Below are 18201 nucleotides of genomic sequence, written 5' to 3' on the forward strand. Positions count from 1 at the left end.
GGCCCTTCCCGGCCGCGGCGTCGGGTGCCAAAGAGGTCACGAGTGTTGATTGTGCCGCCAAGCGGGCGGATTCGTTGGGAATCCCGGCTTGGCCTGCCTCGGATGCGTTCGGTCTCAGGCCCGCGTCATCGCGTAATAGGCGCCGCGCCGGGCCAGCAGTTCGGCGTGGTTGCCTTGTTCGACGATCCGGCCGGCCTCGACAACCAGGATCCGGTCGGCGTCGCGGATCGTCGAAAGGCGATGCGCGATAATGAAACTCGTCCGATCCCGGCGCAGTTCGCGCATGGCGTGCTGGATCAGGACCTCAGTGCGGGTGTCGACCGAGCTGGTCGCCTCATCCAGGATCAGCAGCTGCGGGCGGGCGAGGAATGCGCGCGCGATGGTGATGAGTTGCTTTTCGCCGGCGCTGATGTTGGCGCCGTCGCCGCTGACTCGGGTTTGGTAGCCGGCCGGCAACGAAAGCACGAACCGGTCGACGTGAGCCGCCTCGGCGGCGGCTACCACCTCGTCGTCACCCGCACCGGGCCTCCCGTAGGCGATGTTCTCCGCGATCGTGCCGTCAAACAGCCAGGTGTCCTGCAGCACCATGCCGATCCGCGACCTCAGCGAATGCCGGTCCAAGGTGGTGATGTCCACCCCGTCGAGCAGGATCTGGCCGGCGTCGACGTCATAGAACCGCATCAACAGGTTCACCAGCGTGGTCTTGCCGGCCCCGGTCGGTCCGACGATCGCCACCGTGCTACCCGGTTCGGCCACCAGCGACAGGTCTTCGATCACCGGCACGCCGGGGAGATAGGCGAAGCTGACGTGCGCGAATTCGACCCTGCCGGCGCAGCGCTGGGCGTCGCCATTAGTTGGGCGCCCCGCGGGTTCGGGATCCGGCGCCTGATCGGGTTCGTCGAGCAGTGCGAAGACGCGTTCGGCACTGGCCACCCCGGACTGCAGGGTGTTGTACATCCCGGCCAGTTGGCTCAGGGGCGAATTGAACTGTCGCACATACTGAATGAATGCCTGGATGTTGCCCAGGGTGATGTGCCCGGTGGCCACCCGCAGGCCGCCCACCACGGCGACGGCGACATAGCCGAGGTTGCCGATGAACGTCGTCGCCGGTGCCACCAGCCCGGAGAAGAACTGGGCACCGAAACTGGACCGGTAGACGTCGTCGTTGAGGGCGCGAAACTGCTCGCGGGCCGCGGCCTGGTGGCCGAACGTCTTGACGACCGTGAATCCGCTGTAGGTCTCCTCGATGTGGGCGTTGAGGCGCCCGATGCTCCTCCATTGGGCGAGGAACAGGCGCTGGGAACGCCGCGCGATCGCCCGGGTCGCCAGCAGCGACAGCGGCACGGTCAGCACGGTGATCCCAACCAGCAGCGGCGAAATGGACAGCATCATCGCCAGCACCGCCACCACGGTGAGAACTGCGGTCAGCAGCTGGCTGATCGTCATGGACAGTGACGATTGGACGTTGTCGATGTCGTTGGTGACCCGGCTCAGCAACTCGCCGCGCTGGTGTCCGTCGAAGTACGACAACGGCAACCGGTGAATCTTGTCCTCGACATCGGAGCGCAGCGCCACCATGGTGCGCTGCACGGTGAGGTTGAGCAGCCGCGCCTGCGCCCAAATGAGCACCGAGGAAACGAGATAGAGGACCAGCGCCAAACTCAGCGTTCGTCCGACGGCACCGAAGTCCACCCCGTGGCCCGGTGTCACATGCATCCCGGACAGCAGGTCGGCGAAGGTGTTCTCCCCCCGGCTGCGTGCGGCGGAGACGGCTTGTGCCTTGCTGATGCCGGCGGGGAGCTGGCGCCCGATGACGCCGTTGAACAGCAAATCGGTGGCATGGCCCAGGATCCGCGGAACGATCACGCCGATCGCCGTGCCCGCGAGTCCCAGCGTGATCACCGCGATGCTCAGCTTGCGTTGCGGCGCAAGTTGTTTCACCAACCGGACGGCCGAGCTCCAGAAATCGCGGGACCGCCCGGCCGGCGGCGCCGCCACGCCGCGGGTCGCGATGCCGGTCGACGAGGTCATGGGGCACCCCCGACCGGACCTGACGGCACGGCGCCCACCGCTTGTGAGTCGGCGAATTCCGCGTAGGTGGCGCTGTCGGCGAGCAGCGACTCGTGCGTGCCGACGCCGACCAGTCTTCCGCCGTCGATGACGATCACCTGGTCGGCCTGGGCGGAGGTCGAAACCCGTTGCGTGACAACGATGACGGTGGCTTCCCCCGATATCTGCTTGAGCGCGGCGTGCACCCGCGCGTCGGTGTGCACATCGAGGGCGCCGAAGGAGTCGTCGAACAGATAGACGGCGGGGCGGCGGATGACCGCGCGGGCGATGGCGAGTCGTTGCCGTTGCCCACCGGAAAAGTTGATACCGCCCTGACCCACCCGCATGTCCAACCCGTCCCCGTGCGCGCACACGAACCCGTCGGCGTCGGCCACCCGCAACGCTTTCCACATGTCCTCGTCGGTGAGCTCCTGCCCCGGGGCGGCGCCGTAACGCAGGTTGTCGGCAACCGTTCCGGAAAAGAGGTAACCGCGCTGGGGAACCAGACCGAGCGCCGACCACAGCCGCTCGGTCGGGTAATCGCGGACGTCGATGCCGTCGACCAGGACAGCCCCGTCGGTCACGTCGTAGAGCCGGCAGATCAACGAGACCAACGTCGACTTTCCCGAGCCCGTGCTGCCGACGATCGCTGTGGTGGTCCCGGGCCGCGCGGTGAACGAGATGTCTTGCAGCACAGGGCGATCGGCGCCCGGATAGGTGAATGTGGCGTGGTCGAGGCGGACCGCGCCGCTGATTCCACCCGAGGGAGCTGCCGGACCTGGCGGGTCGGTGACGGCGGGACGGGTCGAGAGCACCTCGGTGATGCGTTCGGCGCATACCGCCGCGCGCGGCAACACCACCAGCGTCATCGTCGCCATCAACACCGACATCAGGATCTGGGTGAAGTACGCCAGGAAGGCGGTCAACGAGCCGACCTGCATCTGGCCGCGATCGATGCGCAGCCCGCCGAACCAGATCAGCGCGATGCTGGACAGGTTGATGGTCAGCGTGGTCACCGGCAGCATCAACGCCTGCCAGTTGCCCGCGGTCAGTGCGGTGTTCGACAGCGCGGCGTTGGCGCGCGCGAAGCGGTCCCGCTCGAACCCTTCCCGGGCGAACGCGCGGACCACCCGTACGCCGGCCAGCTGGTCGCGCATCACCCGGTTGATGCCGTCGATCAGCCCCTGCATTCTGCGGAACAGGGGCAGCATGTGCGACATCACCCAGTAATTGGCCACCGCCATGATCGGCACACTGACCAGCAACAGCCACGTCAGCGCAGCCTCCTGGTGGAGGGCCATGACGATTCCGCCGAGGCACATGATCGGCGCCGTCACCAGCACCGTGGCCGTGATCTGGACCAGGTACTGGATTTGGCGCACGTCGTTGGTGCTGCGCGTCAGCAATGTCGGCGCACCGAATCGGGCGCTCTCGCGCTCGGAAAAGGTGAGGACGTGTTCGAATATCGCCGCGCGCAGGTCGCGGCCGAATCCCATCCCGGTGCGAGAGCCGAAATAGAGGGCCCCGACCGAGCACAACGCCTGCAATCCGGTTGCCCCGAGCATCACGATGCCGAGCCTGACGATCGCGGCGGTGTCACCCTTGGCGACGCCCTCGTCGATGATGGCCGCGTTGACGGTCGGCAGGTACAACGACGCCAGGTTGCTGATCAGCTGCAGCACCATCAGCACCGCGACCAGCCGGCGATACGGCTGGATGTACTGGCGCAGCAGTGCCAGGAGCATGGGGTAACTGTCGCACACCGTCGGCCCGGGCGTCCTTGCCAACCGCCGATGGCCGACGCGCGCACCGCACTCGTTGGCGGCGTTGAAATACCTGCTCAGGCGCGTCGGTGGTTGACCCGCTGGGCTGCCGCTACAGTGCATCGTGTGGACCAGCAGCGGGCGGAACGGAAGCAGAGTAGCGGTGCGGCGTAGCGCGAGGGCGCTGGCTCTTGTGGCGTCAGCATTGACGATCCTGATTCCCGCGGTTGCCGCCTGCTCCGATTCCGGCGGCAACAAACCCGGGGCGACGGCGTCCTCGACGCCGCAGAAGGGGCAAGGCAACCACGGGCCGATGTTCCCGCAGTGCGGCGGCATCAGCGACCAGACGGTGGCCGAGCTGACCAGGGTCACCGGACTGATCAACACCGCCCGCAACTCCGTGGGGTGTCAGTGGCTCGCCGGCGGCGGCATCCTGGGGCCGCACTTCTCCTTCTCCTGGTATCGCGGCAGCCCGATCGGACGCGAACGCAAGACCGAGGAGCTCTCACGTGCCAGCGTCGACGACATCAACATCAACGGCCACAGCGGTTTCATCGCCGTCGGGAACGAGCCCAACCTGGGTGACTCGCTGTGCGAAGTAGGCATCCAATTCCAGGACGACTTCATCGAGTGGTCGATCAGTTTCAGTCAGAAGCCGTTCCCGCCGCCGTGCGACATCGCGAGAGAGCTGGCTCGTCAGTCGATTGCGAACTCGAAATGACGGCCCCGAGCAGGACGACTGCCCGTGCCGCCGCAGCGGTTTTGGTGGTTGCGCTGCTGGTGCTGACGGGCTGCTCCAGGTCGATCGGCGGCAACGCGGTCAAGGCGGGCGGCAACATGCCCCGCAACAACAACTCCCAGCAGCAGTACCCGAACCTGCTCAAGGAATGTGAGGTATTGACCAGCGACATTCTGGCCAAGACCGTGGGCGCCGACCCGCTCGACATCCAGAGCACGTTCGTCGGCGCGATCTGCCGGTGGCAGGCGGCCAACCCGGCCGGCCTGATCGACATCACCCGGTTCTGGTTCGAGCAGGGCAGCCTGAGCAACGAGCGCAAGGTCGCGGAGTTCTTGAAGTACAAGATCGAGTCGCGGCCCATCGCCGGGATCGACTCGATCGTGATGCGCCCCGACGACGCCAACGGCGCGTGCGGCGTGGCCAGCGACGCCGCCGGGGTGGTCGGCTGGTGGATCAACCCGCAGGCGCCGGGCATCGATGCGTGCGGGCAGGCCATCAAGCTGATGGAGCTGACGCTGGCCACCAACTCCTAGGCCTTCGACGGCCCCACACCGCGTCGCGCCCCTCACCACGCCGCCGAACGTGGAGTTGTTGTCGACGATCGCGTGTTTTGAGCTCAACAAGTCGACGTTCGGCGCGGCGCGCTTAGCGCGGAACGACGAAGTCGAGCAGCGTCGCACCACCGAGTTCGAGCCCATTCCACGCGCACGGCACCGCGAGGACCGCGATCGCCGACGTCGGGAACTTGGCCGAAATGCGTTCGGCCGCAGCCGTGTCGGACCCCATGGCGCGGCCCAGCCCCAGCGCGAGCGCCGACATCGTCGGTTCGTGTCCGATGACGAGCAGCGTGTTGATGCCGTCGTCCACCGTGTTGATCTCGTCGATCATCGTGCCCGGGGTGCTGGCGTAAAGGCGCTCGCTGTAACGCACCGGCGCGTCGATGCGGGTGTGCCGCAACGTCTCGCGGGTCCGCGTCGCCGTGGAACACAACACCGCGTCGATGGCGGGCGCATGGGCACACAGCCAGTCGCCGGCGAGGCCGGCCTGCCTGACGCCGCGGGGTGCCAACGGCCGCTCGTGGTCGGCGACCCCGACCGGGTAGTCGGACTTCGCGTGCCGCATCAGCAGCAAGGTGCGCTCGGCAGTCACGAGCAATCAGATTAATCATTGGGGCAAGTCGTCATCATCCCCGCCGTCGTCGAGCAGTTTCTCGGGGTGGTGGTTGGCAGACGAAGTCGCCGAGCTCGGTTGTATCCGGTAGGCCTAGTGAATGGAGACGATCGGTCGACTGGCAGCACGGTCTCGGCGCCGACGGCCAGCACCGGCCTAAGCGGACGAATCCTAATTTCTCTGCGAATTTGTCCCGGGCGTTGTAGAACTTGGAATAGCAGTCCCCGCTCGAGGCACGCGCTGCCATTTGCCTAAGCCAGAAGGCGTTACAGTGAAAGAGTCGTTGCGCACGGGAATTAGATTACTTGTGGCACCGGGAGTTACCTTCTGGGTAACCCTCAATTCGCAGGTAGCCTGGGCCGGGCCGGGCGGCAACCTTCCGGGTCCCGGCGTGTGCGACTATCCCGGTGTTGGCGGAAGTACTTTCGAGGCGGGGGCCACGACGTACTACTGCGATTTTCCTATCGAAGAGAACAGCACGCACTGGCACTGCGAATATGGCGGATGGAACATGGGCGGTCCAGGTGGCAACGCCCCCATCGGTGGAAGTTTCATGGGTTTTGGGTTGACCATTCCCGCAGGCGATTTCGGGGGTGCTTCCGGTAGCTGTTCATGGCGCTGGCCGGATAACACCATCGGCCCTGCGCCGAATCCACCGGGCGCGTGGAAGAACTATTTGGTGCCCAAGCCGCCGCCGCCCGAACATCGGGCACCCCCGCCTCCATCAGCTGAGCCAGAGTCCGGGCCACCACCAACCATGAATCCGAATCCCGGCGATGAGCCACAGACGCCGGCCTACACCAACCCGGCGTTTCCGAATCCCGGCAGGCCTGTGAACCCGCCAAGTTAGCTTGCGTCGCAGCCATCTACTATTTCGCTTCTCCAGCGTGGTGCGATGGCACCTCGACCTGGTCGATCTCCAGATATTGCGGCAGTTCCCGAGTACCAGCATGCGAGACTGACTGCAGCGGCTTGTGCAGGCCTTCTGGTCTTGATTCACACTGGCGCAACTCATCTGAGACATGGTCGCGAGGGTTTCTGACCGCGACCTCGAGTCGGTTTCGGTCCGGACTCGATCCGCCGATCAAGAACTCCAGGATCTGGCCCGATTTCTCACACCAAGACCTGCCGATCGAGGTCCCGCGTCTTGTCGGTGCACAGACCTAAACTCGCGATGCCCCGGTAAACACGCAGTTCGAAAGGGGGTCGCCCACATGCGATTCCTGCACACCGCCGACTGGCAACTGGGCATGACCCGGCACTTCCTCGCCGGCGACGCCCAGCCACGCTATTCGGCGGCCCGCCGCGACGCGGTTGCCGGTCTGGGTGCGCTTGCCGCGGAAGTGGGCGCCGAGTTCGTCGTCGTGTCGGGCGACGTCTTCGAGCACAACCAGCTTCCGCCGAAGGTCGTCGGGCAATCCCTGGAAGCCATGCGCGGCATCGGAATTCCGGTGTATCTGCTTCCGGGTAATCACGACCCCCTGGACGCCTCGTCGGTGTACACCAGCGCGCTGTTCACCTCCGAGCGTCCCGACAACGTGGTGGTGCTCGACCGCGCCGGGATCCATCAGGTTCGCCCCGGTCTGGAGATCGTCGCTTCGCCGTGGCGGTCGAAGGTACCGACCACCGACGTGGTCGCCGACGTCCTGGACGGCCTGCCGCAGGCCACGGGTACCCGGATCCTCGTCGCGCACGGCGGGGTCGACGTCCTGGATCCCGACCGGGACAAGCCCTCCCTGATCCGGCTCGCCAAGCTCGACGACGCGCTGTCCCGCGGCGCGGTGCACTATGTGGCGCTGGGGGACAAGCACTCTCTGACCCAGGTCGGCGGCAGCGGCCGGGTGTGGTACTCCGGGTCGCCGGAAGTCACCAACTTCGACGACGTGGAATCCGACCCGGGCCACGTGCTGGTCGTGGACATCGACGAGGCCGACCCGCGGCGCGCGGTCTCCGTGACCGCACGGCACGTCGGCCGTTGGCGCTTCGTCACCATGCATCGGCAGGTCGACAGCAGCCGCGACATCGCCGACCTCGACGTGAACCTGGACCTGATGACCGACAAAGACCGAACCGTGGTGCGCCTGGCGCTCACCGGTTCGTTGACGGTCACCGACCGCGCCGCGCTGGACGCGTGCCTGGACAAATACGCGCGATTGTTCGCCTGGCTGGGCCTGTGGGACCGGCACACCGAGCTGGCGGTGATCCCGGCCGACGGCGAGTTCAGCGATCTCGGTATCGGGGGATTCGCCGCCGCGGCGGTCGACGAGCTGGTGGCCACGGCGCGCGAGGAGGATTCCGCCACCGCCGTCGACGCCCAGGCGGCGTTGGCACTGCTGCTGCGTCTAACCGATCGGGGCGCGGCGTGAAGCTGCACCGGCTGATCCTGACGAACTACCGCGGCATCTCGCACCGGGAGATCGAATTCCCCGACCACGGCGTCGTGGTGGTGTGCGGCGCCAACGAGATCGGCAAGTCGTCGATGATCGAGGCCCTGGACCTGCTGCTGGAGTCCCGGGATCGGTCGACGAAGAAGGAAGTCAAGCAGGTCAAGCCCACCCATAGCGACGTGGGTTCCGAGGTATCCGCCGAAATCAGCTGCGGCCCCTACCGTTTCGTGTATCGCAAGCGTTTTCACAAGAAGTGCGAGACGGAGCTGACGGTCATCACGCCGTGCCGCGAACAGCTGACCGGCGACGAAGCCCACGAACGGGTACGGGCGATGCTGGCCGAGACGGTGGACAGCGACCTGTGGCACGCCCAGCGCGTGCTGCAGTCGGCGTCGACCGCCGCGGTGGATCTGTCCGGGTGCGACGCGCTGTCGCGCGCGCTCGACGTCGCCGCCGGTGACAGCGGCGGGCTCTGCGGCACCGAGCCATTGCTGATCGAGCGGATCGACGCCGAATACGCGCGGTACTTCACCCCGACCGGGCGTCCGACGGGCCAGTGGGCCGCCGCCATCGCCCGCCTGGCCGATGCCGAGGCCGCGGTCGCCGAGTGCGCGGCCGCCGTGGCCGAGGTCGACGACCGGGTCTCGCGCCACGCGGTGTTGACCGAGCAGGTGGCCGACTTCTCCCAGCGTCGCATCGCAGCCGGCCCGCGCGTGGCGGCCGCGCAGGAGGCCGCCGACCGGATCGCCGAGCTCACCGCGCAGCAGCGCGAAGCCCAATTGGTGGCCGCGGCCGCGGCAGCCACCAGCGCCGCCGCGGCCGGCGCCCACGCCGGACGTTTGCAGCTGCTCGCCGAAATCGACACCCGCACCGGCGCCGTCGGCGAGACGGAGGCCCAGGCGCACCAGGCCGCGGCCGCCGCTTCGGCTGCGCGTGCCGAGGCCGAGGCGTGCGACGCCGCGCTTCAACAGGCCACGCAGGCCGTCGCGGACCTGCAATGCCGGGTCGCGGCCGCACGCCGCGCCGTCGACCGGCTCGCCGACCGCGAGGAGGCCGACCGGTTGAGCACCCGGCTGGCCAAAATCGATGCCATTGAGCGGGACCGTGAGCGAATCCGCACCGAGCTCAGCATGATCGCCGTCACCGAGGAATCGCTGCGGCGAATCGAGGACGCCTGCGCCGCCGTTGATCGCATCGGAGACCAGTTGGCGTCGACATCGGCGGCGATCGAATTCACCGCTGCCGCGGATATCGACCTGGTGGTCGGCGGCGAGCGGATCTCGTTGTCGGCGGGGCAACGTTGGTCGATCACCGCCGTCGGGTCCACCGTGGTCGAGGTGTCCGATGTCCTGACCGCCCGGGTCGACCCGGGCACGACCACACTGGACATTCACTCGAAACATGCTGCGGCGCAACAAGAGATGACCGCGGCGCTGACGGCGGTCGACGTGGCCGATCTCGCCGCCGCTCGCTTAGCCGACCAGCGACGCCGCGAGCTGCAGAGCACCCGCGATCAGCTCAGCGCCACGCTGGCCGGTCTGTGCGGTGACGAGCAGATCGACGAGATGCGCTCGCGCCTGGCGCAGCTACGCGCCGAACACCCGGCCGAGCCGGAGCCTGGTGTCACGGACATCGGCACCGCCCGAGCCGAACTCGACACCGCCCAGCAGAGTCACGCGGCCGCCTCGACCGACTGCGAGGCGCACCGTCAGGCCGCCACCAGCGCCGCCACCGCGCTGGCCGAGTTGTCCACCCGGGCAACGGTTCTGCAGAACACGTTGGAAGCCCAACGCGCCGAGTCCCAGGCCACCGCCGTCCGGCTGGCCACCGAGCGCGCCTCGGTCAGCGACGAGGAGCTCGCGGCCTCGGCGGACACGGCGTCGCGGGACGAGCAAGCCGCGGACCAACGCGTCGGCGAGCTCGCCGCCGCCCTGGCCGCCGCGTCCCCCGATGCGGTCGCCGCCGAATTAGCCGAGGCCACCAAGGAAGCCGAATCGCTGCGGGAGCACTACGAAGAAGCCGCCCGCGCGTTGCGCGAGATCACCATCGAACTCTCGGTGTTCGGCAGTGAGGGGCGCCAGGGCAAGCTGGACGCCGCGGAGACGGAACGCGAGCACGCCGCCACGGAGCACAGCCAGATCGGCGCGCGGGCCCGGGCCGCGCAACTGCTGCGCTCGGTGATGACGCGCCACCGCGACACCACCCGGCGACGCTACGTCGAGCCCTATCGCGCGGAGCTGCAGCGGCTCGGACGTCCCGTGTTCGGCCCGAGCTTCGAGGTCGACATCGACAGCGACTTGTGCATCCGCAGCCGCACGCTCAACGGCATCACGGTGCCGTACGAATCCTTGTCGGGCGGCGCCAAGGAGCAACTGGGCATCCTGGCCCGGCTGGCCGGTGCCGCGCTGGTCGCCAAGGAGGACGCCGTGCCGGTGGTCGTCGACGACGCGCTGGGTTTCACCGACCCCGACCGGCTGGCCAAGATGGGGCAGTTGTTCGACAGCGTCGGCACTCACGGGCAGGTGATCGTGCTCACCTGCAGTCCCGACCGATACGACGGGGTGCGGGGCGCGCATCGCATCGATCTGAGCGCCTGACGTGGTCTGCTGACCTCAGCCGATACCGCGGCTGTGACGATTCGGCGCTGCCGGGATGCCGTGCCTGCAGAATGGGACCATGGCGGTCCGACACGAATGACGATGAACGCGAAGCGCAGCCGGGTGCAGCAGAAGCTGGCGGAATTGCCCGGCGTGCGCGCCGTGCGCCGGCCGATCTCGCCGCACAGCGCCGACGAGTTCGATCTGTACTACGTGCGGACGGGCCGCAAGTCCCCCCATCCGCTGGTCATCATCCCCGGCGGGCCCGGGGTCGCGTCGGTGCAGATGTACAAGGGACTGCGGAGACGCGCGACGGCGGCCGGCCTGGACGTCATCATGATCGAACACCGCGGGGTGGGGATGTCGCGGCACGACGACTCTGGTGCCGATCTGCCTCCGCAGTCGATGACCGTGAACCAGGTCGTCGACGACGTGGCGGCGGTGCTCGACGACGCCCACGTGGACTCGGCCATCGTCTACGGCGCCTCCTACGGCACCTACATCGCGGCCGGAGTCGGTGTCCGCCACCCCGATCGCGCGCACGCGATGGTGCTCGATTCGCCCCTGCTGTCGCGGCACGACATCGTCATCGTGCGACGGGCGATCCGCCGGCTGCTGCTCAGGGGCGACAGTCCCGAAACCGTTGCGCTGGCGCCGAAAATGCGCAAACTCGTCGACGCCGGCGTCATGACCCCGGCCGCAACACAGGTCGTCGCGACCATTTACGGCTACGGTGGGGCCGACCTGCTCGAGCGTCAACTCGATCTGCTGCTGGAGCGCCGGAAACTCTTGTGGTGGACACTATCCCGCTTCACCACCCTGAGTAACCTGCCGTACCGCTACGAGGAAGATCTGGTGAGCCGCATCGCGTTCCGCGAACTGGACTACGCCGCCGAACCCGACGGCCTGCCGCTGGACCCCGCGGTGGCCGAAAGCGAAGCACGCACGCAGCGAGTGAGTTTCGAGGACGAGCCCTACGACCTGGCCGCCGAACTGCCGAACTTCACCTGGCCCACCGCGGTGATTTCCGGCGGCCGTGACCTGATCACTCCACCGGCGGTGGCCGATCGCGTCGCGTCGCTGCTGCCCAATGCGGTGCTCTTGAGCCTGCCGAGCATGGCGCACAGCGCGCTGGATTTCCGGGAACCCGTCGCGCTCGCCGCTGCCGACGCGGTTCGCCGCGGCGACCTCAAAGGGCTTGCCGCCCAGGCATCGGCGCTCGACGCGCTCCCGCCGCGCCCCGAGGTGCGTCTGCTGTGGAAGTTGATCGAGACGGCCGCCGCCGCCGAAGCGGCGCTGCCGATCCCGACGCCGCTCTTACGCCGGCTCAGCTCCGCGTGAAACCGATGGCGGTGTAGTTCAGGTCGCCAAGGCCCGCCGCGCCGAAGTTCGCCAGCGTGCTGCGCACCGCGATATCGCCGGGCGACTGGGTCAGGGGAAGGCTGAACCCCTCCGCCCAGATCAGCTTGTCGAGGTCGTTGGCCAGCGCCCGCGCCTTGTCGGGGTCGAGTTCTTCCAATGTCCGCTCGATGGCCGCGTCGATCTGCGGGCTGCCGATCTTGCCGAAGTTACTTTCCCCATCGGACTTGTAGATCTGGGTCAACGACGACAGCGGGAAAGCGTCTCCGAGCCAACCGAATTGCGCGAGATCGAAGGCTCCGACGTTGATGTAGTTGGTGAAGAAGCCACTGCCCGCGCGGGCGACAAGTTCGAGCTTGACCCCGATTTGAGCGAGGCTGTGCTGGGCGATCTGCGCGAACTGTCTGCTGCCCTGGGCGTCGTAGAACAGGTCACGAATGACCAGCTGGCGACCGTCCTTCTGCCGGAACTGGCCGACCCGCTTCCAACCCAAGGCGTCGAGTTCGCGCTTGGCGGCCGCCGGGTCGTAGGGCATCACGGTGCTGTTGTCCTGGTAGCCCTGCTGTCCCGCGACGTAGATGTGATTGCCCAGCGCGACCGGGTTACTCGTGAGGCCGTATTGAACCACCTCGGCGATGGTCTGCCGGTCGATGCCCTTGGACACCGCGACTCGCAACGCCTTGTCGGCCAGGATCGACCCGGGGGCTCCGTTGAACGTGATGTGAGACCAGGCGGGGGCGGGGGCGCGCCGGATCGTGATCCCCTTGGTGCGCTGCGCGATGGTCAGTTGATCGATCGTGCCGACCCCGGTGGCGTCGATCGTGTTGTTCTGCAGCGCCGGCAGCCGTGCGGCATCGTCGAGCACCAAGTAGGTGATGTTGTCGAGGCGGGGCCGTGGCCCCCACCATTTCGGGTTGCGGCTCAAGACAATCCGCTGGGTCGTCCGATCCAGCGAGGTGGCGATGAACGGGCCGGCGGATGGCCCCGGGCCGTCCAGCTGGCCCTTGTTGAACGCCTCCGGGGTGGCCGTCATGCTCTTGGGCAGCAGCATTCCGTTGCCGGCGAACATGCCGCGCCACTCCGCGTACGGCTTGGCGAAGGTCATGACGGCCTGCCGGTCGTCGACTCCCCGGGTCACCGAGGCGACGCGGTCGGCGCCGCTGGGCCCGGCGATCTCGAAATTCTTGTCGGCGCCGCTCAGGGCGTGAACCTGGCTGGCGATGTCCTCCCAGGTGATCGGTGTGCCGTCCGACCACACCGCCTTGGGGTTGATCGTGTAGGTCACCACTTGCGGTGCGGTGCCGGTCAGTTCGATGCTGGTGAAGTAGTTGGTGTCGACCGTCGTCGAGCCGTCCGGCCCGATGACGAAGGCCCGCGGCAAGGTGGCCTTCATCATCGCGGCGACTTCGGCGGAATTGCCGTCGATGTGCAATATGTTGAAGTTCGGCGGGAAGGCGGTGAGCGCGAGTCGTAGGTCGCCGCCGTCTTTTAGTGTGGCCGGATCGCGCGGGTTGATGTCGCTGGACGTACCGATCCGCGCGTTTTGCCCCGTTTCCGGAATCACGTTGATGGCCGGTGAGCAGCCCGACAGCACCAGCGCCATCGTGAAAAGCGCTGCCGCGAAACGGATACCGCGACTAGCCACGTTTGCCCGGATCCGGTTGCGGCACCGCGTTCAGCAGCTGCCGGGTGTATTCGTGTTGCGGGTCCTCGAAGACCTGCCTGCTGTCGCCCTGCTCGACGATCGTGCCGGCATGCATCACAGCCACGTCGTGGGCGAGGTGCTTGACCACCGAAAGGTCGTGGGAGACGAACAGATAGGACAAGCCGAAGAGCGCTTGCAAATCGAGCAACAGGTTGATGATCCCGGCCTGGATGGACACGTCGAGCGCGGAGACGGGTTCGTCGAGCGCCAGGATCTTCGGTTGCAGCGCCAGCGCACGGGCGATGCCGACGCGCTGCTTTTGCCCGCCGGAGAACTCGGCGGGGTAGCGGATCGCGTCGGCGCGGCGCAGTCCCACGATCTCGAGCAGCTCGGCGACGCGCGCGTTGGTGCGGCCCTTGTCGAACCCGTTGGCGCGCAGGGGTTCGGCGAGAAGCTCGAACACCGGCAGGCGCGGGTCCAGCGAGGCGACCGGGTCTTGGAACACGACCTGAATGTCGCGCCGCAGCGATCGTCGGCCGGCCGCATTCAGTGTGGTGACGTCGGTGCCCAGGACTTCGATCGAACCGGATTCGGGCCCGGTGAGTTCCAAGATCTCGTGCAACGTGGTCGATTTCCCGGAACCGGACTCGCCGACGATGCCCAGGGTGCGGCCCTGCCGCACCTCGAAACTGACGCCGTCGACGGCGCGCACCTCGCCGACCCGGCGGCGCAACATGCCCTTCGTCAGCCGGTAGGTCTTGGTCAGGTCACGCACCCGGACGACGATCGGCGAGTCACCGGGCTCCGCCGACGGTGCCGCGGTGCTGACGCCGTAGATGTCCGCGGCGCTGCGGCCGCCGACCCGTTCGGTGCGGATGCACGCCGCCAAATGATCGGCGCCGACGGGAAGCAGTTCCGGCTCCTCGAGCCGGCATTCATCGATCGCCAGCGGGCAGCGCGGGGCGAAGGGACAGCCGGGCTCCAGCCCGGCCAACGACGGCGGTGCGCCGGGGATCGGCACCAACCGGGTGCCCTGTGCGGCGTCCAGCCGTGGAACCGAGCCCAACAGCCCGACGGTGTAGGGCATGCGGCGGTCCCGGTAAAGGTCGCCCACGCCGGCGGATTCGACCACCCGCCCCGCGTACATCACCAGCGCGCGGTCGGCGAACTCGGCGACCACACCGAGGTCGTGCGTGATGATCAGCACCCCGGCGCCGGTGACGTCGCGCGCGGTCTTGAGGACGTCGAGGATCTGCGCCTGCACGGTGACATCCAGTGCGGTGGTGGGCTCGTCGCAGATCAACAGATCCGGGTCGTTGGCGATCGCGATCGCGATGACGACCCGTTGCCGTTCGCCGCCGGAGAGCTCGTGGGGAAACGCGCGGGCGCGTCGCTCCGGCTGGGCGATGCCCACCAGCTCGAGCAGTTCCACCGCGCGCTGTCGGGCCGATTTCCGTCCCAGCCGCGGCTGGTGAATCTCGATCGCCTCGGCGATCTGGTCGCCGACGGTGTACACGGGTGTGAGCGCCGACATCGGATCCTGGAACACCATGCCGACGGTCTTGCCGCGGAACCGCGACATCGCGTCGTCGTCCAGACCCAGCAGCTCGGTGTCGTGCAGCCGGACCGAGCCGCGGACCCGCGCGTACTCGGGCAACAGGCCCACGACCGCCATCGCCGAAACCGACTTGCCCGAACCGGATTCGCCGACCATGGCGACGACTTCGCCCGGCTCGACGCGGTAGTTCACCCCCCGCACCGCCGTCACCGGGTCGGCGCCCGTCCCGAAGGTCACGGCCAGGTCGGTCACCTCGAGCAGCGGGCTCATCGGCCACCGCCCCGCACCGGCGTGCTGCCGGGGTCCAGCGCGTCCCGCAGGCCGTCACCGGTGCGGTTGGCGCACACCAGGATCAGCACCAGCACTCCGGCGGGAAACAGGAACACCCACGGGAACGTGGTCGCGGACTGGGTGCCATTGGCGATCAAAGTGCCCAGCGACACATCGGGTGGCTGGATACCGAAACCCAGGAAGCTCAGGCCGGTTTCGGCCAGGATGGCCGAGGCGACGTTGAGCGCCGCGTCGATGATCAGGATGGAGGCCACGTTGGGTACCACATGACCGACGATGATGCGGCGGCTGGACACGCCCATATACCGTGCGGCGCGGATGAATTCGCGCTCGCGCAAACTCATGGTCATGCCGCGCACCATGCGGGAGCTGACCATCCAGCCGAAGCCGGCCAGCAGCAGAACGAGCATCACGATGTTGGCCGAGTCCTTGGTGCGCGGCGTCATGATGGCGATCAGGATGAAGCTGGGCACCACCAGCAGCAGGTCGACCACCCACATCAGCACGCGGTCGCGCCAACCGCCGAAATAGCCCGAAACCGTCCCGACGGTGGCGGCGATGCCGGTGGAGATGACCGCGACGCAGACGCCGATCAGCATCGACTTCTGCATTCCCCGCAGGATCTGCGCCAGCAGGTCTTGGCCCAGCGCGTTGGTGCCCAGCCAGTGGCGCGCGCTCGGTGGCTGCAGCAGCGCGGTGAAATCGAGGTCCTCGTAGGAATAGGGCAGCACCGCGGGCAGCGTGTAACAGCCGACGAACAGCAGGACCAACACCGTCAGCGACGCCACCGCGAACCGATTGCGCGCAAACCTGCGCAACACCAGGGCGCGGCGCGAGGTGAAGCCCGCCACTTCGTGACCCGAAAACCCGTGGGCGCCATCGGTGTTCGCCTGCGCTGTCATGACACCCGGACCCTCGGATCGAGAGCCGCGTAGAACACGTCGGAAAGCAGGCCGGCCAGCAATACCACCGCGCCGGAGAACAAGGTGATGGCCGCGACGATGTTGGTGTCCTGCGTCGCGATGCCCTGCACCAGCCATTCGCCCATGCCGTGCCAGCCGAAGATCTTCTCCACGAACACCGCTCCGGTGACCAACCCGGCCACCCCGTAGGCAAACAGGGTGGCCAACGGGATCAGCGCGGTGCGCAACCCGTGCTTGACCAGCGCGCGCCGGCGGGTCAGCCCCTTGGCCCGCGCGGTGCGAATGAAATCTTGGCCGAGGACGTCGAGCATCGCGTTGCGCTGATAACGGCTGTATCCCGCCGCGGCCGCCAACGCCAGGGTCAGCGACGGCAACACCAAATGCCGCAACCGATCGAGCAAGTGCGCGCCGGCCCCGCCGGACACACCCGGTGAGGTCTCGCCGGTGTAGTCGAAAATCTGCAGGCCCACCGCCCAGTTCACCCGCAGCGCGGCCAGGATCAGCAGGTTGGCGATCACGAACGTCGGGGTGCTCAGGACCAGCAGAGCCACCATGGTGACGACACGATCGCTGAGTCGATACTGCCGAATGGCCCCCCACGCCCCGGCCGCGATGCCCGCGACGGTGCCCACCAGCGAACCGATCACCAGCAAGCGCAACGTCACTCCGACGCGGCGCCACAGTGACTCGCCGACGGGCTGACCGGTGACAGACTTCCCGAAGTCACCGCGGACGGCGTGTGAAGCCCAGTGCGCGTAGCGGATCGGTATCGGCTCGTCGAGGCCGAGCGTGTGGGCCTTGGCGTCGATGACGGCCTGTGGTGGGCGCGGGTTGCGCTGCAACAGGCTGTCCAGCGGCTTGAAGGCGACCGACGTCAGGCAAAACGTCAGAAACGATGCCAGCGCCAGCAGCACGATGTAGTTGAGCAACCGGCGTGCGAGAAACCGAGTCATACCCGTCCGCACAGCCCACGTCGCATTGGGACAGGTTATCGAGCCGGCAACACGGCGTCGCGCGTGCAGCGGCCGGCGCCTTCGGTGACTTTCAAATCTGCGTGATTCTCATGCGTGAATCGCGTGTGACCAGTTGTTAGCATCCACCGCGGTACCGAACCGTGCGGCGATTGCGGCACGCCTGTTACCGCGACACTGCCGAGGAGGCTTGCGTGACGGTTACCGATGATTTCCTGGCCAACAACGCCGACTATGCGAGCACCTTCAAGGGGCCGCTGCCGATGCCGCCGGGCAAACATGTGGCGGTCGTCGCGTGCATGGATGCGCGGCTCGATGTGTATCGCCTCCTCGGCCTCAACGAGGGCGAGGCCCACGTCATCCGCAACGCCGGGGGAGTCGTCACCGACGACGTCATCCGCTCGCTGGCCATCAGTCAGCGGCTGCTGGGAACGCGGGAGATCATCCTGATTCACCACACCGACTGCGGCATGCTCACGTTCACCGACGACGACTTCAAGCGCGGCATCCAAGAGGAGACCGGAATCAAGCCGTCGTGGGCGGCCGAAGCTTTCCCGGATGTCGCCGAGGATGTCCGGCAGTCGCTGCGCCGCGTCGAGGGCAATCCGTTCGTCACCAAGCACGTCTCCCTGCGCGGCTTCTTCTTCGACGTAGCCACGGGCAAGCTCAACGAGGTCAAGATCTAGAGGCCTGCGCCGAGCGTGTAGCCACGGCGAAAAATCTGCGGCGGATTCATACGGTCAATGCAA

At 67.4% G+C, this 18201-nt stretch carries 13 protein-coding genes; 6 read left to right on the forward strand and 7 right to left on the reverse strand.

Translation table 11 applies throughout. The features are described from left to right. Positions 1 to 114: 114 nt before the first annotated feature. Positions 115 to 2031, reverse strand: a complete 1917-nt coding sequence (locus G6N26_RS24310; RefSeq protein ID WP_083020258.1) for an ABC transporter ATP-binding protein — start codon at positions 2029 to 2031, stop codon at positions 115 to 117. Further along, the gene (locus G6N26_RS24315; RefSeq protein WP_083020260.1) at positions 2028 to 3794 is read right to left on the reverse strand and encodes an ABC transporter ATP-binding protein; all 1767 of its coding nucleotides are present in this window, start codon (positions 3792 to 3794) and stop codon (positions 2028 to 2030) included. Before G6N26_RS24315 ends, G6N26_RS24310 begins: the two co-directional genes overlap by 4 nt. A 181-nt stretch (positions 3795 to 3975) precedes the next feature. Between G6N26_RS24315 and G6N26_RS24320 the strand changes: the two genes are divergently transcribed. After that, positions 3976 to 4533 (forward strand): DUF3558 domain-containing protein, encoded by a 558-nt coding sequence (locus G6N26_RS24320; RefSeq protein ID WP_067164947.1) that lies wholly within the window; start codon positions 3976 to 3978, stop codon positions 4531 to 4533. Beyond that, a complete protein-coding gene (locus G6N26_RS24325) occupies positions 4530 to 5084 on the forward strand; it encodes a DUF3558 domain-containing protein (RefSeq protein WP_067164943.1) in 555 nt (184 codons plus the stop codon). The genes G6N26_RS24320 and G6N26_RS24325 overlap by 4 nt, the downstream gene beginning before the upstream one ends. Before the next feature lie 112 nt (positions 5085 to 5196). Here the strand turns inward: G6N26_RS24325 and G6N26_RS24330 are convergent, their stop codons facing one another. After that, positions 5197 to 5700, reverse strand: a complete 504-nt coding sequence (locus G6N26_RS24330; protein WP_083020262.1) for a SixA phosphatase family protein — start codon at positions 5698 to 5700, stop codon at positions 5197 to 5199. 1235 nt (positions 5701 to 6935) lie between these two features. On the opposite strand from G6N26_RS24330, the gene G6N26_RS24335 reads away from it, so the two are divergent. The 3 genes from G6N26_RS24335 to G6N26_RS24345 all read left to right on the forward strand — a co-directional run bounded on the left by G6N26_RS24335 (position 6936) and on the right by G6N26_RS24345 (position 12046). Then, positions 6936 to 8087 (forward strand): metallophosphoesterase family protein, encoded by a 1152-nt coding sequence (locus tag G6N26_RS24335; RefSeq protein WP_083020264.1) that lies wholly within the window; start codon positions 6936 to 6938, stop codon positions 8085 to 8087. After that, the gene (locus G6N26_RS24340) at positions 8084 to 10705 is read left to right on the forward strand and encodes an AAA family ATPase (RefSeq protein WP_083020266.1); all 2622 of its coding nucleotides are present in this window, start codon (positions 8084 to 8086) and stop codon (positions 10703 to 10705) included. Before G6N26_RS24335 ends, G6N26_RS24340 begins: the two co-directional genes overlap by 4 nt. 96 nt (positions 10706 to 10801) lie before the next feature. Further along, entirely contained in the window at positions 10802 to 12046 is a 1245-nt protein-coding gene (locus tag G6N26_RS24345) for an alpha/beta hydrolase (protein ID WP_083020268.1), read from the forward strand. Here the strand turns inward: G6N26_RS24345 and G6N26_RS24350 are convergent. From G6N26_RS24350 to G6N26_RS24365, 4 genes are read right to left on the reverse strand one after another with little or no spacing between them, the layout of a single operon-like run. Beyond that, the gene (locus G6N26_RS24350) at positions 12033 to 13667 is read right to left on the reverse strand and encodes an ABC transporter family substrate-binding protein (RefSeq protein ID WP_139799225.1); all 1635 of its coding nucleotides are present in this window, start codon (positions 13665 to 13667) and stop codon (positions 12033 to 12035) included. The two genes, G6N26_RS24345 and G6N26_RS24350, sit on opposite strands and share 14 nt — an antisense overlap. Positions 13668 to 13701: 34 nt before the next feature. Next, positions 13702 to 15537: a dipeptide ABC transporter ATP-binding protein gene (locus G6N26_RS24355; protein ID WP_083020272.1), complete on the reverse strand. Its 1836-nt coding sequence runs from the start codon at positions 15535 to 15537 to the stop codon at positions 13702 to 13704. Next, positions 15534 to 16409: an ABC transporter permease gene (locus G6N26_RS24360; protein ID WP_095578136.1), complete on the reverse strand. Its 876-nt coding sequence runs from the start codon at positions 16407 to 16409 to the stop codon at positions 15534 to 15536. Before G6N26_RS24360 ends, G6N26_RS24355 begins: the two co-directional genes overlap by 4 nt. A gap of 47 nt (positions 16410 to 16456) precedes the next feature. Next, entirely contained in the window at positions 16457 to 17434 is a 978-nt protein-coding gene (locus tag G6N26_RS24365; protein WP_067176224.1) for an ABC transporter permease, read from the reverse strand. Positions 17435 to 17646: 212 nt separating this feature from the next. On the opposite strand from G6N26_RS24365, the gene G6N26_RS24370 reads away from it, so the two are divergent. Further along, entirely contained in the window at positions 17647 to 18138 is a 492-nt protein-coding gene (locus G6N26_RS24370) for a beta-class carbonic anhydrase (RefSeq protein WP_083020274.1), read from the forward strand. Positions 18139 to 18201 lie beyond the last annotated feature (63 nt).

This window comes from Mycobacterium marseillense (genome assembly GCF_010731675.1).
Taxonomy (GTDB): domain Bacteria; phylum Actinomycetota; class Actinomycetes; order Mycobacteriales; family Mycobacteriaceae; genus Mycobacterium; species Mycobacterium marseillense.